This window comes from Streptomyces sp. NPDC047974, from assembly GCF_040653375.1.
Lineage (GTDB): Bacteria > Actinomycetota > Actinomycetes > Streptomycetales > Streptomycetaceae > Streptomyces.
Window position 1 is genome coordinate 97,589 of record NZ_JBEZNU010000013.1, and the last position, 16,623, is coordinate 114,211.

General features: G+C 74.6%; 17 protein-coding genes. 11 read left to right on the forward strand and 6 right to left on the reverse strand.

Translation table 11 applies throughout. From position 1 onward, the window contains the following. Window positions 1-38: 38 nt before the first annotated feature. Window positions 39-1,349, reverse strand: a complete 1,311-nt coding sequence (locus tag AB0E19_RS19930) for a hypothetical protein (RefSeq protein WP_362181535.1) — start codon at window positions 1,347-1,349, stop codon at window positions 39-41. A gap of 125 nt (window positions 1,350-1,474) precedes the next feature. On the opposite strand from AB0E19_RS19930, the gene AB0E19_RS19935 reads away from it, so the two are divergent. Next, window positions 1,475-2,716, forward strand: coding sequence for a cytochrome P450 (locus AB0E19_RS19935; protein WP_362181538.1), 1,242 nt, complete (start codon window positions 1,475-1,477; stop codon window positions 2,714-2,716). Here AB0E19_RS19935 and AB0E19_RS19940 read toward each other — a convergent pair. Continuing rightward, a complete protein-coding gene (locus AB0E19_RS19940; protein WP_362181541.1) occupies window positions 2,682-3,413 on the reverse strand; it encodes a hypothetical protein in 732 nt (243 codons plus the stop codon). The genes AB0E19_RS19935 and AB0E19_RS19940 overlap by 35 nt on opposite strands. A 115-nt stretch (window positions 3,414-3,528) precedes the next feature. On the opposite strand from AB0E19_RS19940, the gene ggt reads away from it, so the two are divergent. Beyond that, complete coding sequence (ggt, locus tag AB0E19_RS19945; protein ID WP_362181544.1) at window positions 3,529-5,376, forward strand: gamma-glutamyltransferase; 1,848 nt, start codon at window positions 3,529-3,531, stop codon at window positions 5,374-5,376. Between the two features lie 23 nt (window positions 5,377-5,399). Here ggt and AB0E19_RS19950 read toward each other — a convergent pair whose 3' ends face one another. Then, the gene (locus AB0E19_RS19950; protein ID WP_362181547.1) at window positions 5,400-5,900 is read right to left on the reverse strand and encodes a hypothetical protein; all 501 of its coding nucleotides are present in this window, start codon (window positions 5,898-5,900) and stop codon (window positions 5,400-5,402) included. A gap of 50 nt (window positions 5,901-5,950) precedes the next feature. Then, complete coding sequence (gene map, locus AB0E19_RS19955; protein WP_362181550.1) at window positions 5,951-6,718, reverse strand: type I methionyl aminopeptidase; 768 nt, start codon at window positions 6,716-6,718, stop codon at window positions 5,951-5,953. Between the two features lie 51 nt (window positions 6,719-6,769). Here map and AB0E19_RS19960 point away from each other — a divergent pair, with 51 nt between their 5' ends. Continuing rightward, complete coding sequence (locus tag AB0E19_RS19960) at window positions 6,770-7,021, forward strand: helix-turn-helix transcriptional regulator (protein WP_362181554.1); 252 nt, start codon at window positions 6,770-6,772, stop codon at window positions 7,019-7,021. A 170-nt stretch (window positions 7,022-7,191) separates the two neighbouring features. After that, a complete protein-coding gene (locus tag AB0E19_RS19965; protein ID WP_362181557.1) occupies window positions 7,192-7,491 on the forward strand; it encodes a hypothetical protein in 300 nt (99 codons plus the stop codon). Window positions 7,492-7,545: 54 nt separating this feature from the next. Here the strand turns inward: AB0E19_RS19965 and AB0E19_RS19970 are convergent, their stop codons facing one another. Continuing rightward, window positions 7,546-8,205 (reverse strand): NAD(P)H-binding protein, encoded by a 660-nt coding sequence (locus AB0E19_RS19970; protein ID WP_362181560.1) that lies wholly within the window; start codon window positions 8,203-8,205, stop codon window positions 7,546-7,548. A 66-nt stretch (window positions 8,206-8,271) separates the two neighbouring features. On the opposite strand from AB0E19_RS19970, the gene AB0E19_RS19975 reads away from it, so the two are divergent. The 7 genes from AB0E19_RS19975 to AB0E19_RS20005 all read left to right on the forward strand — a co-directional run bounded on the left by AB0E19_RS19975 (window position 8,272) and on the right by AB0E19_RS20005 (window position 15,578). Then, entirely contained in the window at window positions 8,272-8,661 is a 390-nt protein-coding gene (locus tag AB0E19_RS19975) for a helix-turn-helix domain-containing protein (protein WP_362181563.1), read from the forward strand. A gap of 242 nt (window positions 8,662-8,903) precedes the next feature. Next, complete coding sequence (locus AB0E19_RS19980) at window positions 8,904-9,299, forward strand: PPOX class F420-dependent oxidoreductase (protein WP_362181566.1); 396 nt, start codon at window positions 8,904-8,906, stop codon at window positions 9,297-9,299. 153 nt (window positions 9,300-9,452) lie between these two features. Next, entirely contained in the window at window positions 9,453-10,742 is a 1,290-nt protein-coding gene (locus AB0E19_RS19985) for a UL36 very large tegument protein (RefSeq protein WP_362181569.1), read from the forward strand. A 267-nt stretch (window positions 10,743-11,009) separates the two neighbouring features. Then, window positions 11,010-11,849: a nitrilase-related carbon-nitrogen hydrolase gene (locus AB0E19_RS19990; RefSeq protein WP_362181573.1), complete on the forward strand. Its 840-nt coding sequence runs from the start codon at window positions 11,010-11,012 to the stop codon at window positions 11,847-11,849. Then, a complete protein-coding gene (locus AB0E19_RS19995; RefSeq protein WP_362181576.1) occupies window positions 11,846-13,126 on the forward strand; it encodes an aspartate aminotransferase family protein in 1,281 nt (426 codons plus the stop codon). The genes AB0E19_RS19990 and AB0E19_RS19995 overlap by 4 nt, the downstream gene beginning before the upstream one ends. Before the next feature lie 19 nt (window positions 13,127-13,145). Then, window positions 13,146-14,549 carry a dihydropyrimidinase gene (hydA, locus tag AB0E19_RS20000; protein ID WP_362181579.1) on the forward strand — a complete coding sequence of 468 codons (1,404 nt, stop codon included), beginning with the start codon at window positions 13,146-13,148 and terminating at the stop codon, window positions 14,547-14,549. A gap of 12 nt (window positions 14,550-14,561) precedes the next feature. After that, entirely contained in the window at window positions 14,562-15,578 is a 1,017-nt protein-coding gene (locus tag AB0E19_RS20005; RefSeq protein WP_362181582.1) for a TIGR03842 family LLM class F420-dependent oxidoreductase, read from the forward strand. Between the two features lie 9 nt (window positions 15,579-15,587). On the opposite strand, the gene AB0E19_RS20010 is transcribed toward AB0E19_RS20005, so the two are convergent. Beyond that, complete coding sequence (locus AB0E19_RS20010; protein ID WP_362181585.1) at window positions 15,588-16,493, reverse strand: poly-gamma-glutamate hydrolase family protein; 906 nt, start codon at window positions 16,491-16,493, stop codon at window positions 15,588-15,590. Window positions 16,494-16,623 lie beyond the last annotated feature (130 nt).

Here is a 16,623-nt window from a genome sequence, read left to right on the forward strand (position 1 = left end):
GGGGCCCGGCGGGAGTGTCGGACCCCGGCCCGAGCCACCTACCCGGCCGTCACGGGCGCGGGCGCTGCCGCCGGCGGCGCGGTCGCAGGCGCAGGCGCTGGCGCCGGTGCCCCGACCGCCGCCGCCCGCAGCGACTGCGCCGCCGCGAAGTCCGCGTGCGCCTCCCCGTACGCCCCGGCCGCCAGCAGCATCGACGCCCGGTCCGTCAGCGCCCGGACCTCCGCCGCCGGGGAGAGCCGGCGGCCCAGCGCCACCCCCTCGTCGAAGACCGGGCGCAGCGCGTCGAGGATGCGGTGGGAGCGGTGCGCGGCGCGCAGGGCCGCGCGGAGCGTGAAGCGCCGGTGCGCGGTCACCAGGGCCGGCAGCAGGCGGACCGGATCGGTCGCCGCCCGCTCCGCCAGGACCGCCTTCTCCGCCTCAAGGGTTTCCGTCGACTCCGCGAACGCCTGCCGCACGTCGGGCGACCAGTGCCGCGCGTCCTCGCCGAAGCAGGGGCCGGGGGCCCCGGCCGAGGCGGGCGGCTCGTCGGGGCGGCCCGACAGCAGGAACAGCGTCACCCACCATTCCTGGATGTTGCTCCAGGAGACCGGCTCCCCGCCGGCGGCCAGTCGGGCCAGCGCCGCGCCGGCCTCCCGGCGGCGCTCCCCGGCCTCGTAGGGCCGCCCGGCCCGGTCCAGCACCTCCGCCTGCCGCAGCAGCGACCACACGAGGATCGCGAGGGCCGTGCGCCCCTCGGCCGCCGCCGTTCGCTTCTCCGCCAGGAACTCCCCGAACACCGCCACCGCCTCGTCGCTCCGGCCCGCCGCCTCGCGCAGCGCCGACCCCTCGACCGCCGACCAGAAGTCGGTCTCCGTCCGGTCGCCGCGCGCCTCCAGCGCCTCCGCGTACCGCCCCTCCTCGGACAGCACGGTGATCAGTCGGCCCGACCCGTACGCGGGGTGGTCCACCTGGCCCCGCTCGTACCCCTCCCGGCCCACCGCGGCCGACTCCCGACAGACCCCGAGCGCCTCGGCCCGCCGCCCCTGCCGGAGCAGTTCGGACCCGTACCGGCCGAGTGCCTGGCACAGGACCTCCGTCCGCTGCGGATGGCCGGGGTCGAGCAGCCTCGCCACCGCGACGGCCTCCAGGGCCAGCTCCTCGCGCCGCTCCGGCGTCGTCGCCCGTACCCCGCCGAGCCGCCACACCAGCTTCGGCGCGTACACGGCCGGGCTGACCGGGGCCAGGACCCGGTACGCCTCCACTTCCTGGTGCTCGCTCAGCCTTCCCGACCCCAGCAGCAGCACCCGCGCCCTCATGACCTTGTCCGCGTCCACGACCCGTGCGTCCTCTGCTCCACCCCGATGCGTCATGGCGGAGATTCTGGGCGTCCGCCGACAGGTCGGACAAGGCGCGCGAACTGTGCGTTCCGTCCTACGAAAAACGGCTCTGACCTGTCATGATGGACACGTCTTCACCCCTGCTCCAGGCTGGAGCCGTGAAGCAGCCGACGGACCTCCCCGATGTCTTCGACCCCCGCGTCCACGCCGCCGGGCCGCCGCACGACGCCTTTCGCGAGCTGCGCGACCGGGCGCCGGTCGCCCGGCAGGAGGAGCGGGCGGTGCTCGGCTGGCCGGCCGGACCCGGCTTCTGGGCGGTGACGCGGCACGCCGACGTCGTCCGGGTGCTCAAGGACGCGGGGACGTACTCCTCCTGGCTCGGCGCCACCCAGATCCGCGACCCCGACCCCGCCGACCTGCCGTTCATCCGGCGCATGATGCTCAATCAGGACCCGCCGGAGCACGGGAAGCTGAGGCGGCTGGCCGGCCGGGCCTTCACGCCGGGGCGGATCGCCCGGTTCGAGGCGACCGCCCGGGCCAGGGCCCGGGAGCTGCTGACGGCGGCCCGCGAGGCGGGCGGCGAGGTCGACCTCGTCCGGACGGTCACCGACGACTACGCGCTGCTCAACCTCACCGACCTGCTCGGCGTGCCGGCGGGCGACCGGGGCCTGCTGCACTCCTGGACCGAACGGGTCATCGCCTACCAGGACCCCGACGAACCCGCCGTCCTCGACGCCGACGGCACGCCCGTCAACCCCCGGTCACCGGCCATGCTCGCCGAGATGTTCGGGTACGCGCAGGAGCTCGCCGCCCACAAGCGCGCCCATCCCGCCGACGACCTGATGACCGCCCTCGCCACCACCGAACTCGACGACGCCGAACTGGAGATGTTCTTCTTCCTCCTCACCGTCGCGGGCAACGACACCGTGCGGTCCGCCGCCCCGGGAGGGGTCCTCGCCCTCGCCGAGGACCCCGGCGAACAGCGCAGGCTCCGGCGAGGCGAGGTCGGCACGGACACCGCCGTGGACGAACTCCTGCGCGTCCACCCGCCGGTGGTCTCCTTCCGCCGCACCGCCGCCCGCGCCACCGAACTCGCCGGGGTCCGGATCGCCGAGGGCGACAAGGTCGTCGTCTTCCACGGCTCCGCCAACCACGACGAGCGCGTCTTCCCGGATCCGCACCGGCTGGACCTCGGCCGCCGCCCCAACCCCCACGTCTCCTTCGGCGACGGCCCGCACGTCTGCCTCGGCGCACACTTCGCCCGGCTTCAACTCCGGGTGTTCCACGAGGAGTTGCGTGAGGTCTGCGGGGGTGTCGAGCTCGCCGGTCCGCCCCGGCGGCTCGTCTCCAACTTCATCAACGGGATCAAGTCGCTGCCGGTACGGCTGCGGGAGCCCTGAGCGCCGCCCGCGTCACGTCCGCCACCAGCTCGACCACGTCGGGGCCGTACGCCTGCGAGTTGACCACCCGCAGCAGCAGCACGAACGAGCCGCCGCGATGGGTGCGGGCGAGCCGTTCGTGGTGGCGGGCCAGATAGCGGGTCGCCGCCTGGTTGGTGATCGCCCGCTGCCCGCAGAAGAGGAAGACCGGCCGCCCGCCCTCGCCCGCCGTGATCCGGGCCAGCACCACGTACTCCACGGCCCCCGGGTCCATGGGGTACCGCTCGCCGCCGACCTCGATGACGCCGCGCTCCTCCACCGGGTCCGGCTCGGTCCGCATGGAGAGGCCGGGCAGCAGCGAGCCGAGGTGGGCGGCCATCCGCCGGTTCGACCCCGGTCCGCCGAGGCAGAACTCCGTGCGGTCGCCGAAGCCCAGGTGCGTCCGGTCGTGCTGGACGATCTGCGCCTGCGCCCCGCAGTCCTTCACCAGGGCGGCGAGTTCGAGCAGCGCGAAGACGTCGAAGCGGTGCACCGCCCCCTCCCCGCCCGCTTCGCGGTTCACCACGAGCAGGCACTCCGCGTGGCCGGGCAGGCCGAAGAACGCCTGCTTGCGGCGGAGCCGCCGGCGCCACACGTACGTCCGGGTCAGCCAGCCCAGCGAGGCGCTGAGCCCGGTGGCCAGCACGCCGAGCACGATGTTGCGCAGGTCCTCGTCCATAGGGGCGCATGCTAGCGGCGGTCGGGTGGCCGTTCGAGAGGCGGGCTGGAGGCGGTCCTGACGGCCGGGCCCACAGAAGTTACCCTGCGTGGACGGTCATTGACGGGAGGTCAGGATGCGTCGCTCCACGGTCCGGTACGGGGTGTTCGCGGCGGCTGCCGCGACGGTGCTCTCGGTGGGGGCGGCGGCCCCGTCCCGTACCGCCCCACCGATCCCACCCGCCGCGGGGCCCGGACCCGCCGTGCCGGTCGCGCCCGTCGCACCGGACAAGGTCCCCGTGGCCGTCGGGCACGGCGGTGCCGTCGCCAGCGTGGACGCCGACGCCAGCGCCGCGGGCATCGAGATCCTCCGCCGGGGCGGCAACGCCGTCGACGCGGCCGTCGCCGTCGCCGCCGCCCTGGGCGTCACCGAGCCCTACTCGGCCGGCATCGGCGGAGGCGGCTACCTCGTCCACTACGACGCCCGGAGCCGCACGGTCTCCACCGTCGACGGCCGCGAGACCGCCCCCTCCTCCGCCGACACCGCCCTGTTCACCGAGAACGGCGCCCCGCTGCCCTTCGAGGAGGCCATGACCAGCGGGCGCTCCGTCGGCACCCCCGGCACCCCCGCCACCTGGGCGACCGCCCTCGACGCCTGGGGCAGCAAGCCGCTGGACGAACTCCTCGCCCCCGCCGAGCGGCTGGCCCGCGAGGGCTTCACGGTCGACGCCACCTACCGCGCCCAGACCGCTGCCAACGAGGCCCGATTCCGCGACTTCCCGGCCTCCGCCGAGCTCTTCCTGCCCGGCGGCCGGCTGCCCGAGGTCGGTTCGGTCGCCCGGAACCCCGACCTGGCGCGCACCTACGCCACCCTCGCCGAGGAGGGCGTCGGGGCGCTCTACCGGGGCCCGCTCGCCCGTGACATCGTGCGGACCGTCCGCACCCCTCCGGTCCGCGAGGGCGCGTCGCGCGTGGTCCGCTCCGGCGACCTCACGGAGCGGGACCTCGCCGCGTACCGGACCGTCCGGCGCGCGCCCACCAAGGTCACCTACCGGGGCCTCGACGTCTACGGCATGGCCCCGTCGTCCTCTGGCGGCACGACCGTCGGCGAGGCCCTCAACATCCTGGAGACCACGGACCTCTCCGCCGCCCCGCAGGAGGGCTACCTCCACCGCTTCATCGAGGCGAGCCGGATCGCCTTCGCCGACCGGGGCCGATGGGTGGGCGACCCCGCCTTCGAGTCCGTGCCCGTCCGCGGCCTGCTCTCCCAGCGGTACGCCGACTCCCGGGCCTGCCTGATCCGCGACGACGCCGCGCTCACCAGCCCGCTCGCGCCCGGCGACCCGCGCAACCCGGTGCCGTGCGGCGCCGGCGGGACGGCGGCCCCGACGACGTACGAGGGCGAGAACACCACCCACCTCACGGTCGCCGACCGGTGGGGGAACGTGGTCGCCTACACCCTCACCATCGAGTCCACCGGCGGCAGCGGCATCACCGTCCCCGGGCGCGGCTTCCTGCTCAACAACGAGCTGACCGACTTCTCGTTCGTCCCGGCGAACCCCGCCGTCCACGACCCCAACCTGCCCGGCCCCGGCAAGCGCCCCCGCTCCTCGATCTCGCCGACGATCGTCCTCGACCGGCACGACCGGCCGGTGCTCGCCCTCGGCTCGCCCGGCGGCGCCACCATCGTCACCACCGTCCTGCAGACCCTGACCGGCGTCGTCGACCGGGGCCTGCCGCTCGTCGACGCCATCGCCGCCCCGCGCGCCAGCCAGCGCAACCAGGCGACGACCGAGCTCGAACCCGCCCTCTGGAACAGCCCCCTGCGGGCCCGGCTCGAAGCGCTCGGGCACGGCTTCCGGCAGAACCCGGAGATCGGCGCCGCGACGGGCGTCCAGCGCCTCCCCGGCGGACGCTGGATCGCCGCCGCCGAGACCGTCCGCCGGGGCGGCGGCTCGGCGATGGTCGTCCGTCCGGACAAGTGACGCCAGGCGGCGGGCGACCCCCCTCAGGGGCCGTCCGCCGCCTCCAGGCCCATCCGGCGCGCCAGCGCCGCGACGCCCCGGACCATGAGGCCGTCGCAGATCTGCCGCGCCGTCACGTGGTTCGCGCGGTGGTCGTCGTGCACCTCGTACAGCAGGGCGTAGACGAGCCGTTCCTCGCGCGCGGTGGCGGGCGCGGGCAGCGGCGTGTCCCGCCACAGCGCCACGACGGACGCCGGCGACACGGGCACCGGCAGCCCGCAGTGCATCGGGCTGGGGGCCGCGGCCAGGCGGAGCGCCCCCAGCGCGACCGACCGCTCCGACAGCTCGCGCCGGAACGCCGCCCGGGCGGCCGCCTCCGGCGCCACCGCCCGGGCAGCCTCCTCGCCCCGGGCGGCGGTCGGCCCGTCCGTCCAGACCAGCGTCGGCACCTCCCCGGCCTCCAGGGTCACGGCCGTGCCGAGGCGCTCGCACAGCGCCGCGAGCGCCTCCGCCGCGAGGGTGTCCCGCTCCGCTCTCTCCGTCATGGCGCGAGTCTACGAACGGCCTCCGACAGCCCCCGGGACGCCGCCGGCGGCTACAGGGCCGTCAGCACGCGCGGCCCGGCGTCCGTGACGGCGACGGTGTGTTCGGCATGGGCCGCGCGGGAGCCGTCGAGGGTACGGATCGTCCAGCCGTCCCGCGCCGTGTAGTGCTCGTCGCCGCCGCCCCCGATGAGCATCGGCTCGATCGCCAGGACCATGCCGTGCCGCAGCCTCATCCCACGCCCGGGCCGCCCCTCGTTGGGCACGCCCGGGTCCTCGTGCATCGCGCGGCCGATGCCGTGCCCGCCGAAGCCGTCCGGGATGCCGTACCCGGCCTTCCGGCACACCGCGCCGATGGCGTGCGCCACGTCCCCGATCCTGTTGCCGACCACGGCGGCCGCGATCCCGGCGGCCAGTGCCTCCTCGGCCGCCCCGATCAGCCGGGTGTCCCCGGCGCGGGCGCGGCCGACGGTGAAGCTCACCGCCGAGTCCCCGGCCCAGCCGCCCAGCAGCGCTCCGCAGTCCACCGACACCAGGTCGCCGTCGGCGAGCCGGGAGCCGTCCGGGATGCCGTGCACGATCGCGTCGTTGACGGAGACGCAGACGACGGCCGGGAAGGGCGTCGGCGCCCACTCCGGCCGGTAGCCCAGGAAGGGCGAACCGGCGCCGGCCTCCGCGAGGACCTCCCGGGCCGCCCGGTCGAGCTCGGTGACGGGCACCCCGGGCGCCGCCGTCTCCCGCGCGGCCGCCAGGGCGCGGGCCACCACGCGGCCCGCCTCGCGCATCGCGTCCATGTTCTCGTCGGTCTTGATCTCTACCATTCCCATTACTATACCGGTATAAAAATGGGGGCGGGCGGGTATGGTGGGGACATGGTGCGCACCCCCCTCACTCCGGAAGAGCGCGAGCGCGGCGAGCGGCTCGGGCAGCTGCTGCGCGAGGCCCGCGGCGAGCGGTCGATGGTCGAGATCGCGGCGGCGGCCGGCCTCTCGGCCGAGACGCTCCGCAAGATCGAGACCGGCCGCGCCCCCACCCCGGCCTTCTTCACCGTCGCCGCCCTCGCCGGCGTCCTCGACCTGTCGATGGACGACCTCCTGGTCCGCACCGCGCCGCTGCCCGCCTGAGCCCCGGGCCCCCCGGCAGCGGCACCGGCCCCCGGCAGCAGCGTCGGCACCGGCCCCGGCCGCCGAGTGGCCCCCGCCCCGCGGCGGGAGGACGCTGGAAGGGAGTACGTCCGGGTGGACCGAGGGCGTACCGCACGGCGTCCCCGCCCGGCCGGGATGGGAGCTGTGCCATGCGCATGCTGCTGAAGGTCGAGATGGACACCGAGGCCTCCAACGAGGCCATCAGGCAGGGCAGCATCCCGGGGCTCATGCAGGAGACGATCACGCGGATCCACCCCGAGGCCGCCTTCTTCACGGTCGAGGACGGCTGTCGCACCGGCTACTTCTTCTTCGACCTCACCGAGTCCTCCGACCTGCCGGCCATCTCGGAGCCCTTCTTCATGAGGCTCGGCGCCAAGGTCCACTACTCCCCGGTCATGAACCCGGAGGAGCTGGCCGAGGGCCTGAGCCGGCTCAGCACCCGAGCGTGACCCGGCTCGGCACCCGCGCCCGACCCCGCCCTTCGGGCCCGGACCTCCGCGCCCTCACGCCGAGACCGCCAGCTGGACGCGGCTGTGGCGGGGCGTCTCGATCTCGTCGACGAGGGCGAGCGCCAGGTCGGCGTGCGCGAGGCGGCCGGGGCCGTCGACGACCGTGCCGACCGCCGTCCGGTACCCGCCGGTGGGCCTCGCCGCCGCGTCCAGGTCCAGCGGCGGCACCACCATCAGCCAGTCGAGCCCCGGCCCCGCCCCGGCCGTGAGGAGCTCGAACTCCACCACGTGCCCCTGGGCGAAGGCCCGCCACTGCGCCGGGAAGCCCGGCGCGTCCATCAGCCGGACGCCGGACGCGTCCTCCAGGGTGGTGGCGATCCCCAGCGTCAGCAGCCGGCCGACCCCGGCCGCCGGAAGCCCGGAGAGCAGCGCCTTCGCCGTCGCGGTGAAGTACTCCTCGGACGGCACGTCGAGGCGGACCGAGGCGTGCAGGGCCGCGCCGTGCCCGGCGGCGAGCGCCGCCACCGACTCCGGGTCCGTCACGTCGCCCCGGACGACGGTCACCCCGGGCGCCCCCAGGCCGGGGTGGCGCGCCGGGTCGCGGACCACCGCCGTCACCCGGTGGCCCCGGGCCGCCGCCTCCGCCACGGCCGCGCGGCCGACCCGCCCGCCGGCGCCGAACACGATGATCTTCTCGCCTGTGCCGATTCCCATGGCCCGGACGGTAGGACGGCGGCCCCCGGTTACTTCAAGGGAACCGGCGCCGCTACCGTCGGCCCCATGAGCGAACCACCCCCGATCCGCGTCCGGTTCGACGACCCCGACTGCGCCGACGGGGCCGTCCAGCCCTTCCGCGTCGGCGACAAGTGGACCGGCGTGGTGCTGCGCTGCCTGGAGGACGGGGCCGCACGCCGCTTCGGCGAACTCCGCGCCGCCCTCCCGTGGATCACCCCCAAGGTCCTCACCGAGACCCTCCGCTCCATGGAGCGCAGCGGCTTCCTCGCCCGGACCGCGTACGAGGAGAACCCGCCGCGCGTCGAGTACGCCCTCACGCCGCTCGGCCGCTCCCTCCTCGGCCCGCTGGACACCGCCTGCGCCTGGGCCCGTGCCCACGGCACGGAGGTCGGCGACGCGCGGGCCGCGTACCCGCGGGACCGTCCGGTGGCGTAACAGCGGATGCGGCCGCCCGGCCGGGGCCCCACCGTGGTGCCGTGCAGCCCCAGCCCCGTCGTACCCGCCCGCGCCGCCGCCTCCGGACGGCCGCCGCCCTCGTCCCGCTGCTGCTCCTCGCCACGGCGGCCTGCGGCGCCGACACTTCGGGCGAGCGGGCCCGGCGGCACCGACGGCCTCTTCGTCGCCTGGGAGACCCTGACGCACGCCCGCAACCCCACCCCGGCATAGGCTCCCCCGTCATGACGACCGACCGACGAATCCCCGAGGAGCTGCGGCGCGGCCGCTACCTCAGCCTCACCACCTACCGGAAGGACGGGACCGGGGTCGCCACCCCGGTCTGGTACGCCGTCGACGAGGAGCGGGTGTACGTGTGGACCCGCGCCGACTCCTGGAAGGTCAAGCGGCTCCGCAACGACCCCCGGGTGGAACTGGCCGTCTGCGACCTGCGCGGCACCGTCCCCGAGGGCGCCGCCAGGACCCCCGGGACCGCCCGCCTCGTCACGGGGGAGGAACTGCGCCGCATCCGCCGCCTGCTCTCCCGCAAGTACACCTACCAGTACTGGCTGGTGGACTGGCCGGCCACCCTCGTCCGCCTCGGCAAGCGCCCGCACACCGGGATCGTCGTCACCCTGTGACCCGCCGGTTACGGACCCGGTGGGGGACCGATGTGGTCCCCGGGGCACGGAAAGGAAAACGGTCCGTAGCCGTCCCGTAACACGACTGCGGTGCAATGCCCTGCGGCGGACCGGAAGGTCCCCTTCTCCCAAGCGCGGGGCAGGTGCATGCAGATGACGGTCACTCACATCCCCACCCGGATGGCCGAGTTCACCCACTGGCTGAACGGACTGGCCGCCCGCGCCGAGCAGGTCGGCGGCTGGTGGGCCGTCTTCGCCGAACGGGACCCGGAGGGCCTGCGCGCCTGCCTCGACGGCACCGAACTGCTGCCCTGGGACGTCGTCGAGTCCCTGCTCCGGGACGTGGGGGAGGCCCCGGGCCGGGGCCGGGAACTGTACGAGGCCGCCGCCGGCGCGCACGACCGGACGCCCGGCGGGGCCGAGGCCCTGGTGGCCCGCCGCGACGCCATGGAGGAGGAACGCCGGCGCGCCGAGGCCCGGATCGAGGCGCTGGAGCGCCACCTCGGCGCCCACCCGGCCCCGGGCCCCGAGGAGGCGACCCGGCTGGCCCACGACCTCGCCTGGACCCGCGACGACCACGCCCGTGCCACCGCCCGCCTCGCCGACCTCACCGCCCGCCTCGGCCGGCTCCACGCCCCCACGGGCCAGGACGAGGCCCCGCCCGGGCGCGCCGCGGCCGACGGCCCCGCGCCCGCGGCGGTGCGGCGGCGGCCGCGGGGTGCGCGGTACGCCTGGACGGAGGCGGGCGACGTCGCCGAGGAGGCCGCGCCCGCCGCGGTGCCCGAGCTGCCCGTCGGCGGGGGCGAACCGCCGCGCGGCGCCCGCTTCCGGGGCCGGACCGGGTCCCGTACCGCCGCGCCGGACGCCCCGGCTCCCGGGACGGCCGCCGCGGGCGGGGCGGACGAGGCGGAGGAGGCCGTTCGCGCCGCCGTCAACGCCGTCTACGCCCTCCGGAGGCTGCGGGCCCAGGGCCGTACCGGCGAGGCGCACGTGCTGCTCTGCGAGGCGCTCGGCGGACCGCCGGGACGGCTGCCCGCGCTCGCCGGGGAGCTGCACCGGGCCGGCTTCGGCGCCGACTGGGGCACCCTGCTCTGGGAGGCCGCCTCGCTGCCGCCCGCGCGGCTGGCCGCCGTCGCCGGGGCGCTCGCCGACGCGGGCCGCGCCGACGACTGCGAACAGCTGCTGCGCCAGGGCCTGGCCCGGCCGGTCGAGGAGCTCACCGGTGCCGTCGCGGCCCTGGTCGCGGAGGCCCGCGAACGCGAGGCCCACGCCCTGCTCACCGCGTTCATCCGGGTCCGCACCCCCGAGGAGGCGGCCCGGCTCGCCGCCGTCGACCCGGTCCTCCTCGTGCCCCGGCTCGGCGCGGCGGCCCGCGCCCTGTCGGCGGCCGACGACCGGGCGCTGCGGCACGCGCTGCGGGTCGGCGGTGTCCTCGGCCCCTGAGGACCGGGCCGGTGCCGGGCGGGCCGGGCCGGTGCCGGGCGGGCCGGGCCGGTACGGGAGAACGGGAGCAGTCGGCACGGGAGAACGGGAGCAGTCGGCACGTGTCGGTACGTGTCCGGTGTGGACCACTCCGGTATGAAACATGATCGACTGCGCTGCTTCCGGGCGGCGGTCTTGCTCCGGGGTGTGACGGGGCTTACGTTCTCCTCCTACGCACCGTGTCTACGGGCGTAGAGGCTCATCGACGCCGCGCCGAAGGAGCTGCTCATGACCGTCGTACGCGCCGCACTCGTCCAGGCGACCTGGACCGGCGACACCGAATCCATGATCGCCAAGCACGAGGAGCACGCCCGCGAGGCGGCCCGCCAGGGCGCCCGGGTGATCGGCTTCCAGGAGGTGTTCAACGCCCCCTACTTCTGCCAGGTCCAGGAACCCGAGCACTACCGCTGGGCCGAGCCCGTCCCGGACGGCCCCACCGTCACGCGGATGCGGGAGCTCGCCCGCGAGACCGGCATGGTGATCGTCGTCCCGGTCTTCGAGGTCGAGGGCGAGGGGTTCTACTACAACACCGCCGCCGTCATCGACGCGGACGGCAGCTACCTCGGCAAGTACCGCAAGCACCACATCCCCCAGGTCAAGGGGTTCTGGGAGAAGTACTACTTCCGCCCGGGGAACGCGGGCTGGCCGGTCTTCGACACCGCCGTCGGCAAGGTCGGCGTCTACATCTGCTACGACCGCCACTTCCCCGAGGGATGGCGCCAACTCGGACTCAACGGAGCCCAGTTGGTCTACAACCCCTCGGCCACCCACCGGGGCCTCTCCTCCTACCTGTGGCAGCTGGAGCAGCCCGCCGCCGCCGTCGCCAACGAGTACTTCGTCGCCGCCATCAACCGCGTCGGCGTCGAGGAGTACGGCGACAACGACTTCTACGGCACCAGCTACTTCGTCGACCCGCGCGGCCGCTTCGTCGGCGACCTCGCCTCCGACAAGGAGGAGGAACTCGTCGTCCGGGACCTCGACTTCGGCCTCATCGAGGAGGTCCGGCAGCAGTGGGCCTTCTACCGGGACCGCCGCCCCGACGCGTACGACGGGCTGGTCCGGCCGTGAACAGCCTCCACGCCCGCCACCGCTCCGTCCTGCCCGACTGGCTCGCCCTCTACTACGAGGAGCCGATCGAGATCACCCACGGCGAGGGCCGCCACGTCTGGGACGCCGAAGGCCGCCGCTACCTCGACTTCTTCGGCGGCATCCTCACCACCATGACCGCCCACGCCCTCCCCGAGGTCACCAAGGCGGTCGCCGAACAGGCCGGCCGGATCGTCCACTCCTCCACCCTCTACCTCAACCGGCCGATGGTGGAGCTCGCCGAGCGGATCGCGACCCTCTCCGGCATCCCCGACGCCCGCGTCTTCTTCACCACCTCCGGTACCGAGGCCAACGACACGGCCCTGCTCCTCGCCACCGCGTACCGGCGCTCGAACCAGATCCTGGCGATGCGCAACAGCTACCACGGCCGCTCCTTCTCCACCGTCGGCGTCACAGGAAACCGCTCCTGGTCGCCCACCGGCCTCTCCCCGCTCCAGACCCTCTACGTGCACGGCGCGGTCCGCACCCGCGGCCCCTTCGCCGGCCTCAGTGACGAGCGCTTCACCGAGGCCGCCGTCGCCGACCTCGAAGACCTCCTCGGCCACACCCACCGCACCGCCGCCCTCATCGCCGAACCCATCCAGGGCGTCGGCGGCTTCACCTCCCCGCCCGACGGCCTGTACGCCGCCTTCCGCCGCGTCCTCGACCGCCACGGCATCCTCTGGATCTCCGACGAGGTGCAGACCGGCTGGGGCCGCACCGGCGACCACTTCTGGGGCTGGCAGGCGCACGGCCAGGCGGGCCCGCCCGACCTGCTCACCTTCGCCAAGGGCATCGGCAACGGCATGTCCGTCGGCGGGGTCGTCGCCCGCGCCGAGATCATGAACTGCCTCGACGCCAACTCCATCTCCACCTTCGGCGGTTCACCCGTCACCATGGCCGCGGGCCTGGCCAACCTCGGCTACCTCCTCGACCACGACCTCCAGGGCAACGCCCGCCGCGTCGGCGGCCTCCTCGTCGAGCGGCTCCGCGCCGCCGCGGCCGGCGTCGACCTCGTCCGGGAGATCCGCGGCCGCGGCCTCATGATCGGCATCGAGCTCGCCGACCCCACCACCGGCGCCGCCGCCCCCGCGGCCGCCTCCGCCGTCCTGGAGAAGGCCCGCGAGAACGGCCTCCTCATCGGCAAGGGAGGCGGCCACGACACCAGCGTCCTGCGCGTCGCACCCCCGCTCTCCCTCACCGTCGCCGAGGCCGAAGAGGGCGCCGCCATCCTCGAACAGGCCCTCCGATCCCTCTAGTTGGCAGGGGAGTACTCCCGTGAGCACCCGAACCCTGATCCGGGGCGGCCTGGTCGTCACCGCCTCCGACGAACTCCACGCCGACGTCCTCGTCGAGGACGGCCGGGTCGCCGTGCTCGCCGCCCACGGCTCCGACGCGGCGGCCCGCCTGACCGCCGACCGCGTCCTCGACGCCACCGACCGCTACGTCATCCCGGGCGGCGTCGACGCCCACACCCACATGGAACTCCCCTTCGGCGGCACCTTCGCCTCCGACACCTTCGAGACCGGCACCCGCGCCGCCGCCTGGGGCGGCACCACCACCCTCGTCGACTTCGCCGTCCAGACCGTCGGCCACAGCCTCCGTGAGGGCCTGGACACCTGGTACGCCAAGGCCGACGGCAACTGTGCCATCGACTACGGCTTCCACATGATCATGTCGGACGTCACCCCGACCACCCTGAAGGAGATGTCGCTCCTCATCCAGGAGGGCGTGACCTCCTTCAAGCTCTTCATGGCCTACCCGGGGGTCTTCTACTCGGACGACGGCCAGATCCTGCGGGCCATGCAGGTGGCCGGCGAGACCGGCGGGCTGATCATGATGCACGCGGAGAACGGCATCGCGATCGACGTCCTGGTCGAACAGGCCCTGGCCCGGGGCGAGACGGACCCCCGCTACCACGGCGAGGTCCGCAAGGCGCTCCTGGAGGCGGAGGCGACCCACCGCGCCATCCAGCTGGCCCGGGTGGCCGGCTCCCCGCTGTACGTGGTCCACGTCTCGGCCGAGGAGGCGGTGGCCGAGCTGGCGACCGCCCGCGACAAGGGCCTGCCGGTCTTCGGCGAGACCTGCCCGCAGTACCTCTTCCTCTCCACGGACAACCTCGCGGAGCCGGACTTCGAGGGCGCCAAGTACGTGTGCTCGACACCCCTGCGGCCGAAGGAGCACCAGGCGGCGCTCTGGCGCGGCCTGCGGACCAACGACCTCCAGGTGGTGTCGACGGACCACTGCCCCTTCTGCTTCGTCGGCCAGAAGGAGCTGGGCCGGGGGGACTTCTCGAAGATCCCCAACGGCCTTCCGGGGGTGGAGAACCGCATGGACCTCCTCCACCAGGCCGTCGTGGACGGGCACATCTCCCGCCGCCGCTGGATCGAGATCGCCTGCGCGACCCCGGCCCGGATGTTCGGCCTCTACCCGCAGAAGGGAACGATCGCGCCCGGCGCGGACGCGGACATCGTCATCTACGACCCGCACGCCACCCAGGTGCTGTCGGCCGAGACCCACCACATGAACGTCGACTACTCGGCTTACGAGGGGAAGACGGTCACCGGCCGGGTCGAGACCGTCCTCTCACGCGGCGTGCCGGTCATCGAGGACCGCAGCTACGTCGGCCGCCCCGGGCACGGCGTCTTCCTCCCCCGATCCACCTGTCAGTACCTGAACTAGGAGGCCACCGAAGTGGACTTCGGACTCGTGCTCCAGACCGACCCGCCCGCCTCGCAGGTCGTCGGCCTGATGCGCCGCGCGGAACGCAACGGCTTCCGCTACGGCTGGACCTTCGACTCCGCCGTGCTCTGGCAGGAACCCTTCGTCATCTACAGCCAGATCCTCGCCAACACCACCAAGCTCCACGTGGGCACGATGGTGACGAACCCGGGGACCCGTACGTGGGAGGTCACCGCCTCCACCTTCGCCACCCTCAACGACATGTACGGCAACCGCACCGTCTGCGGCATCGGCCGCGGCGACTCCGCCATGCGCGTCGCCGGCCGCAGGCCCAACACCCTCGCCCGCCTCGGCGAGGCGATCGAGGTCATCCGCGACCTGGCGGAGGGCCGCGAGGCACAGGTCGACGGCAACCCGATCCGCATCCCGTGGATCAAGAACGGCAAGCTGCCGGTGTGGATGGCGGCCTACGGCCCGAAGGCGCTCGCGCTGGCCGGGCAGAAGGCCGACGGCTTCATCCTCCAGCTCGCCGACCCCTTCCTCACCGAGTGGATGGTCAAGGCCGTCCGCCAGGCGGCGGTGGACGCCGGCCGCGACCCCGACGCGCTCACGATCTGCGTGGCCGCCCCCGCCTACGTCACGGCCGACGACTCGCCCGAGGCCCTGGCCCACGCCCGCGACCAGTGCCGCTGGTTCGGCGGCATGGTCGGCAACCACGTCGCCGACCTGGTCTCCAAGTACGGCGAGCACTCCTCGATGGTGCCCGAGGAGCTCACCGCCTACATCAAGGACCGGCAGGGGTACGACTACTCCCACCACGGCCGCGCCGACAACCCCGACACCGCCTTCGTCCCCGACGAGATCGTCGACCGCTTCTGCCTCCTCGGCCCCGCCGAGGCCCACATCGAGAAGCTCCGCCACCTCAAGGACCTCGGCGTCGACCAGTTCGCCGTCTACGACATGCACGACAACCGCGAGGGCACCATCGACGCCTACGGCGCCGACGTCATCCCCGCGATGAACGCCTGACCTGCCGGCCTAGAGGGAGTCGAGGCCGCGCTCGTGGCGGTCCACGGCCTCGCGGACCGCGTCGACGAAGCCGTTCCAGAAGTGGGCCTCGTGGGCGGAGCCCACGCCGGCGGTCGTCCGGCGGCCGGAGGCGCTGGAGTAGTCGCCGAACATCGCCTTGCGGAGCTCGGTGGAGATCTCCAGCTGCGCGCCGGCGCCGGTGCGGGTGCGGTTGACGATGTTGTCCGGGTCGTCACCGTTCAGGGGGCTGTTCACGCCGGCGACGGTGACCGTCACGTCGAGGGCCGGGTCGGCGTTGCCGGTGGTGAGCCCGTGGCCGGCGAAGGCCGCGGCGAGGTTGCGCATCAGGCGGGTGTCCCGGCCGCCGATGAGGATCTGCTTGGCCGGCGTGCCCGCGTCCGGCGCGAAGCCGTGCAGGGAGACGGCGTACAGATTGGCCGCGCAGACGGCCAGGGCGGCGGGGTCGTCGCAGTGGGTCGACGTGACGTGGAGGGAGCTGGAGGACGCCAGGCCCTCGAACATCCAGTAGTCGCGCTGCGGCACGGCGGTGTCCGCCACCGGGTCGGTCCCGGCGCCGACGCGCGAGTACCCGGCGAGGGTGAGGCAGAGCTCGCTGGTGCCGATCTCGATGCCGCCGCCGTGCGGCGCGATCACCGCCGTGCTGCGTATGGCGCTGCTGCTCGCGCTGGTGTTGTCGAGGAGGAGGCCCTGGGGGTGGGTGCGGAAGCGCCGCATCCAGTGGACGCCCTCCTGGTACTCGGTGCTGCTGTACAGCGCCGCGTTCGTCGGGAACTCGGTTTCGGTGGTCGCCGCGGCGGCGGTGCCGCCGTTCCCGGCGAGGTCGTTGAGGAGCGGCAGGGTGGCCGCCGCCGCGGCGACGGAGGTCAGGAGGGTGCGTCTGCTGGTGAGCTTCATGCGCCGATCATCCCAGCGGCCACCGGAAGCCCTCATTCCGGGTCGGGTGGTCGCCTCCGGGGCCCTGGACGCGGGCCGGTCCGCGCTCTACAACGGGGACGAAGACCGCGAATCCACCCGCCACGCCGCC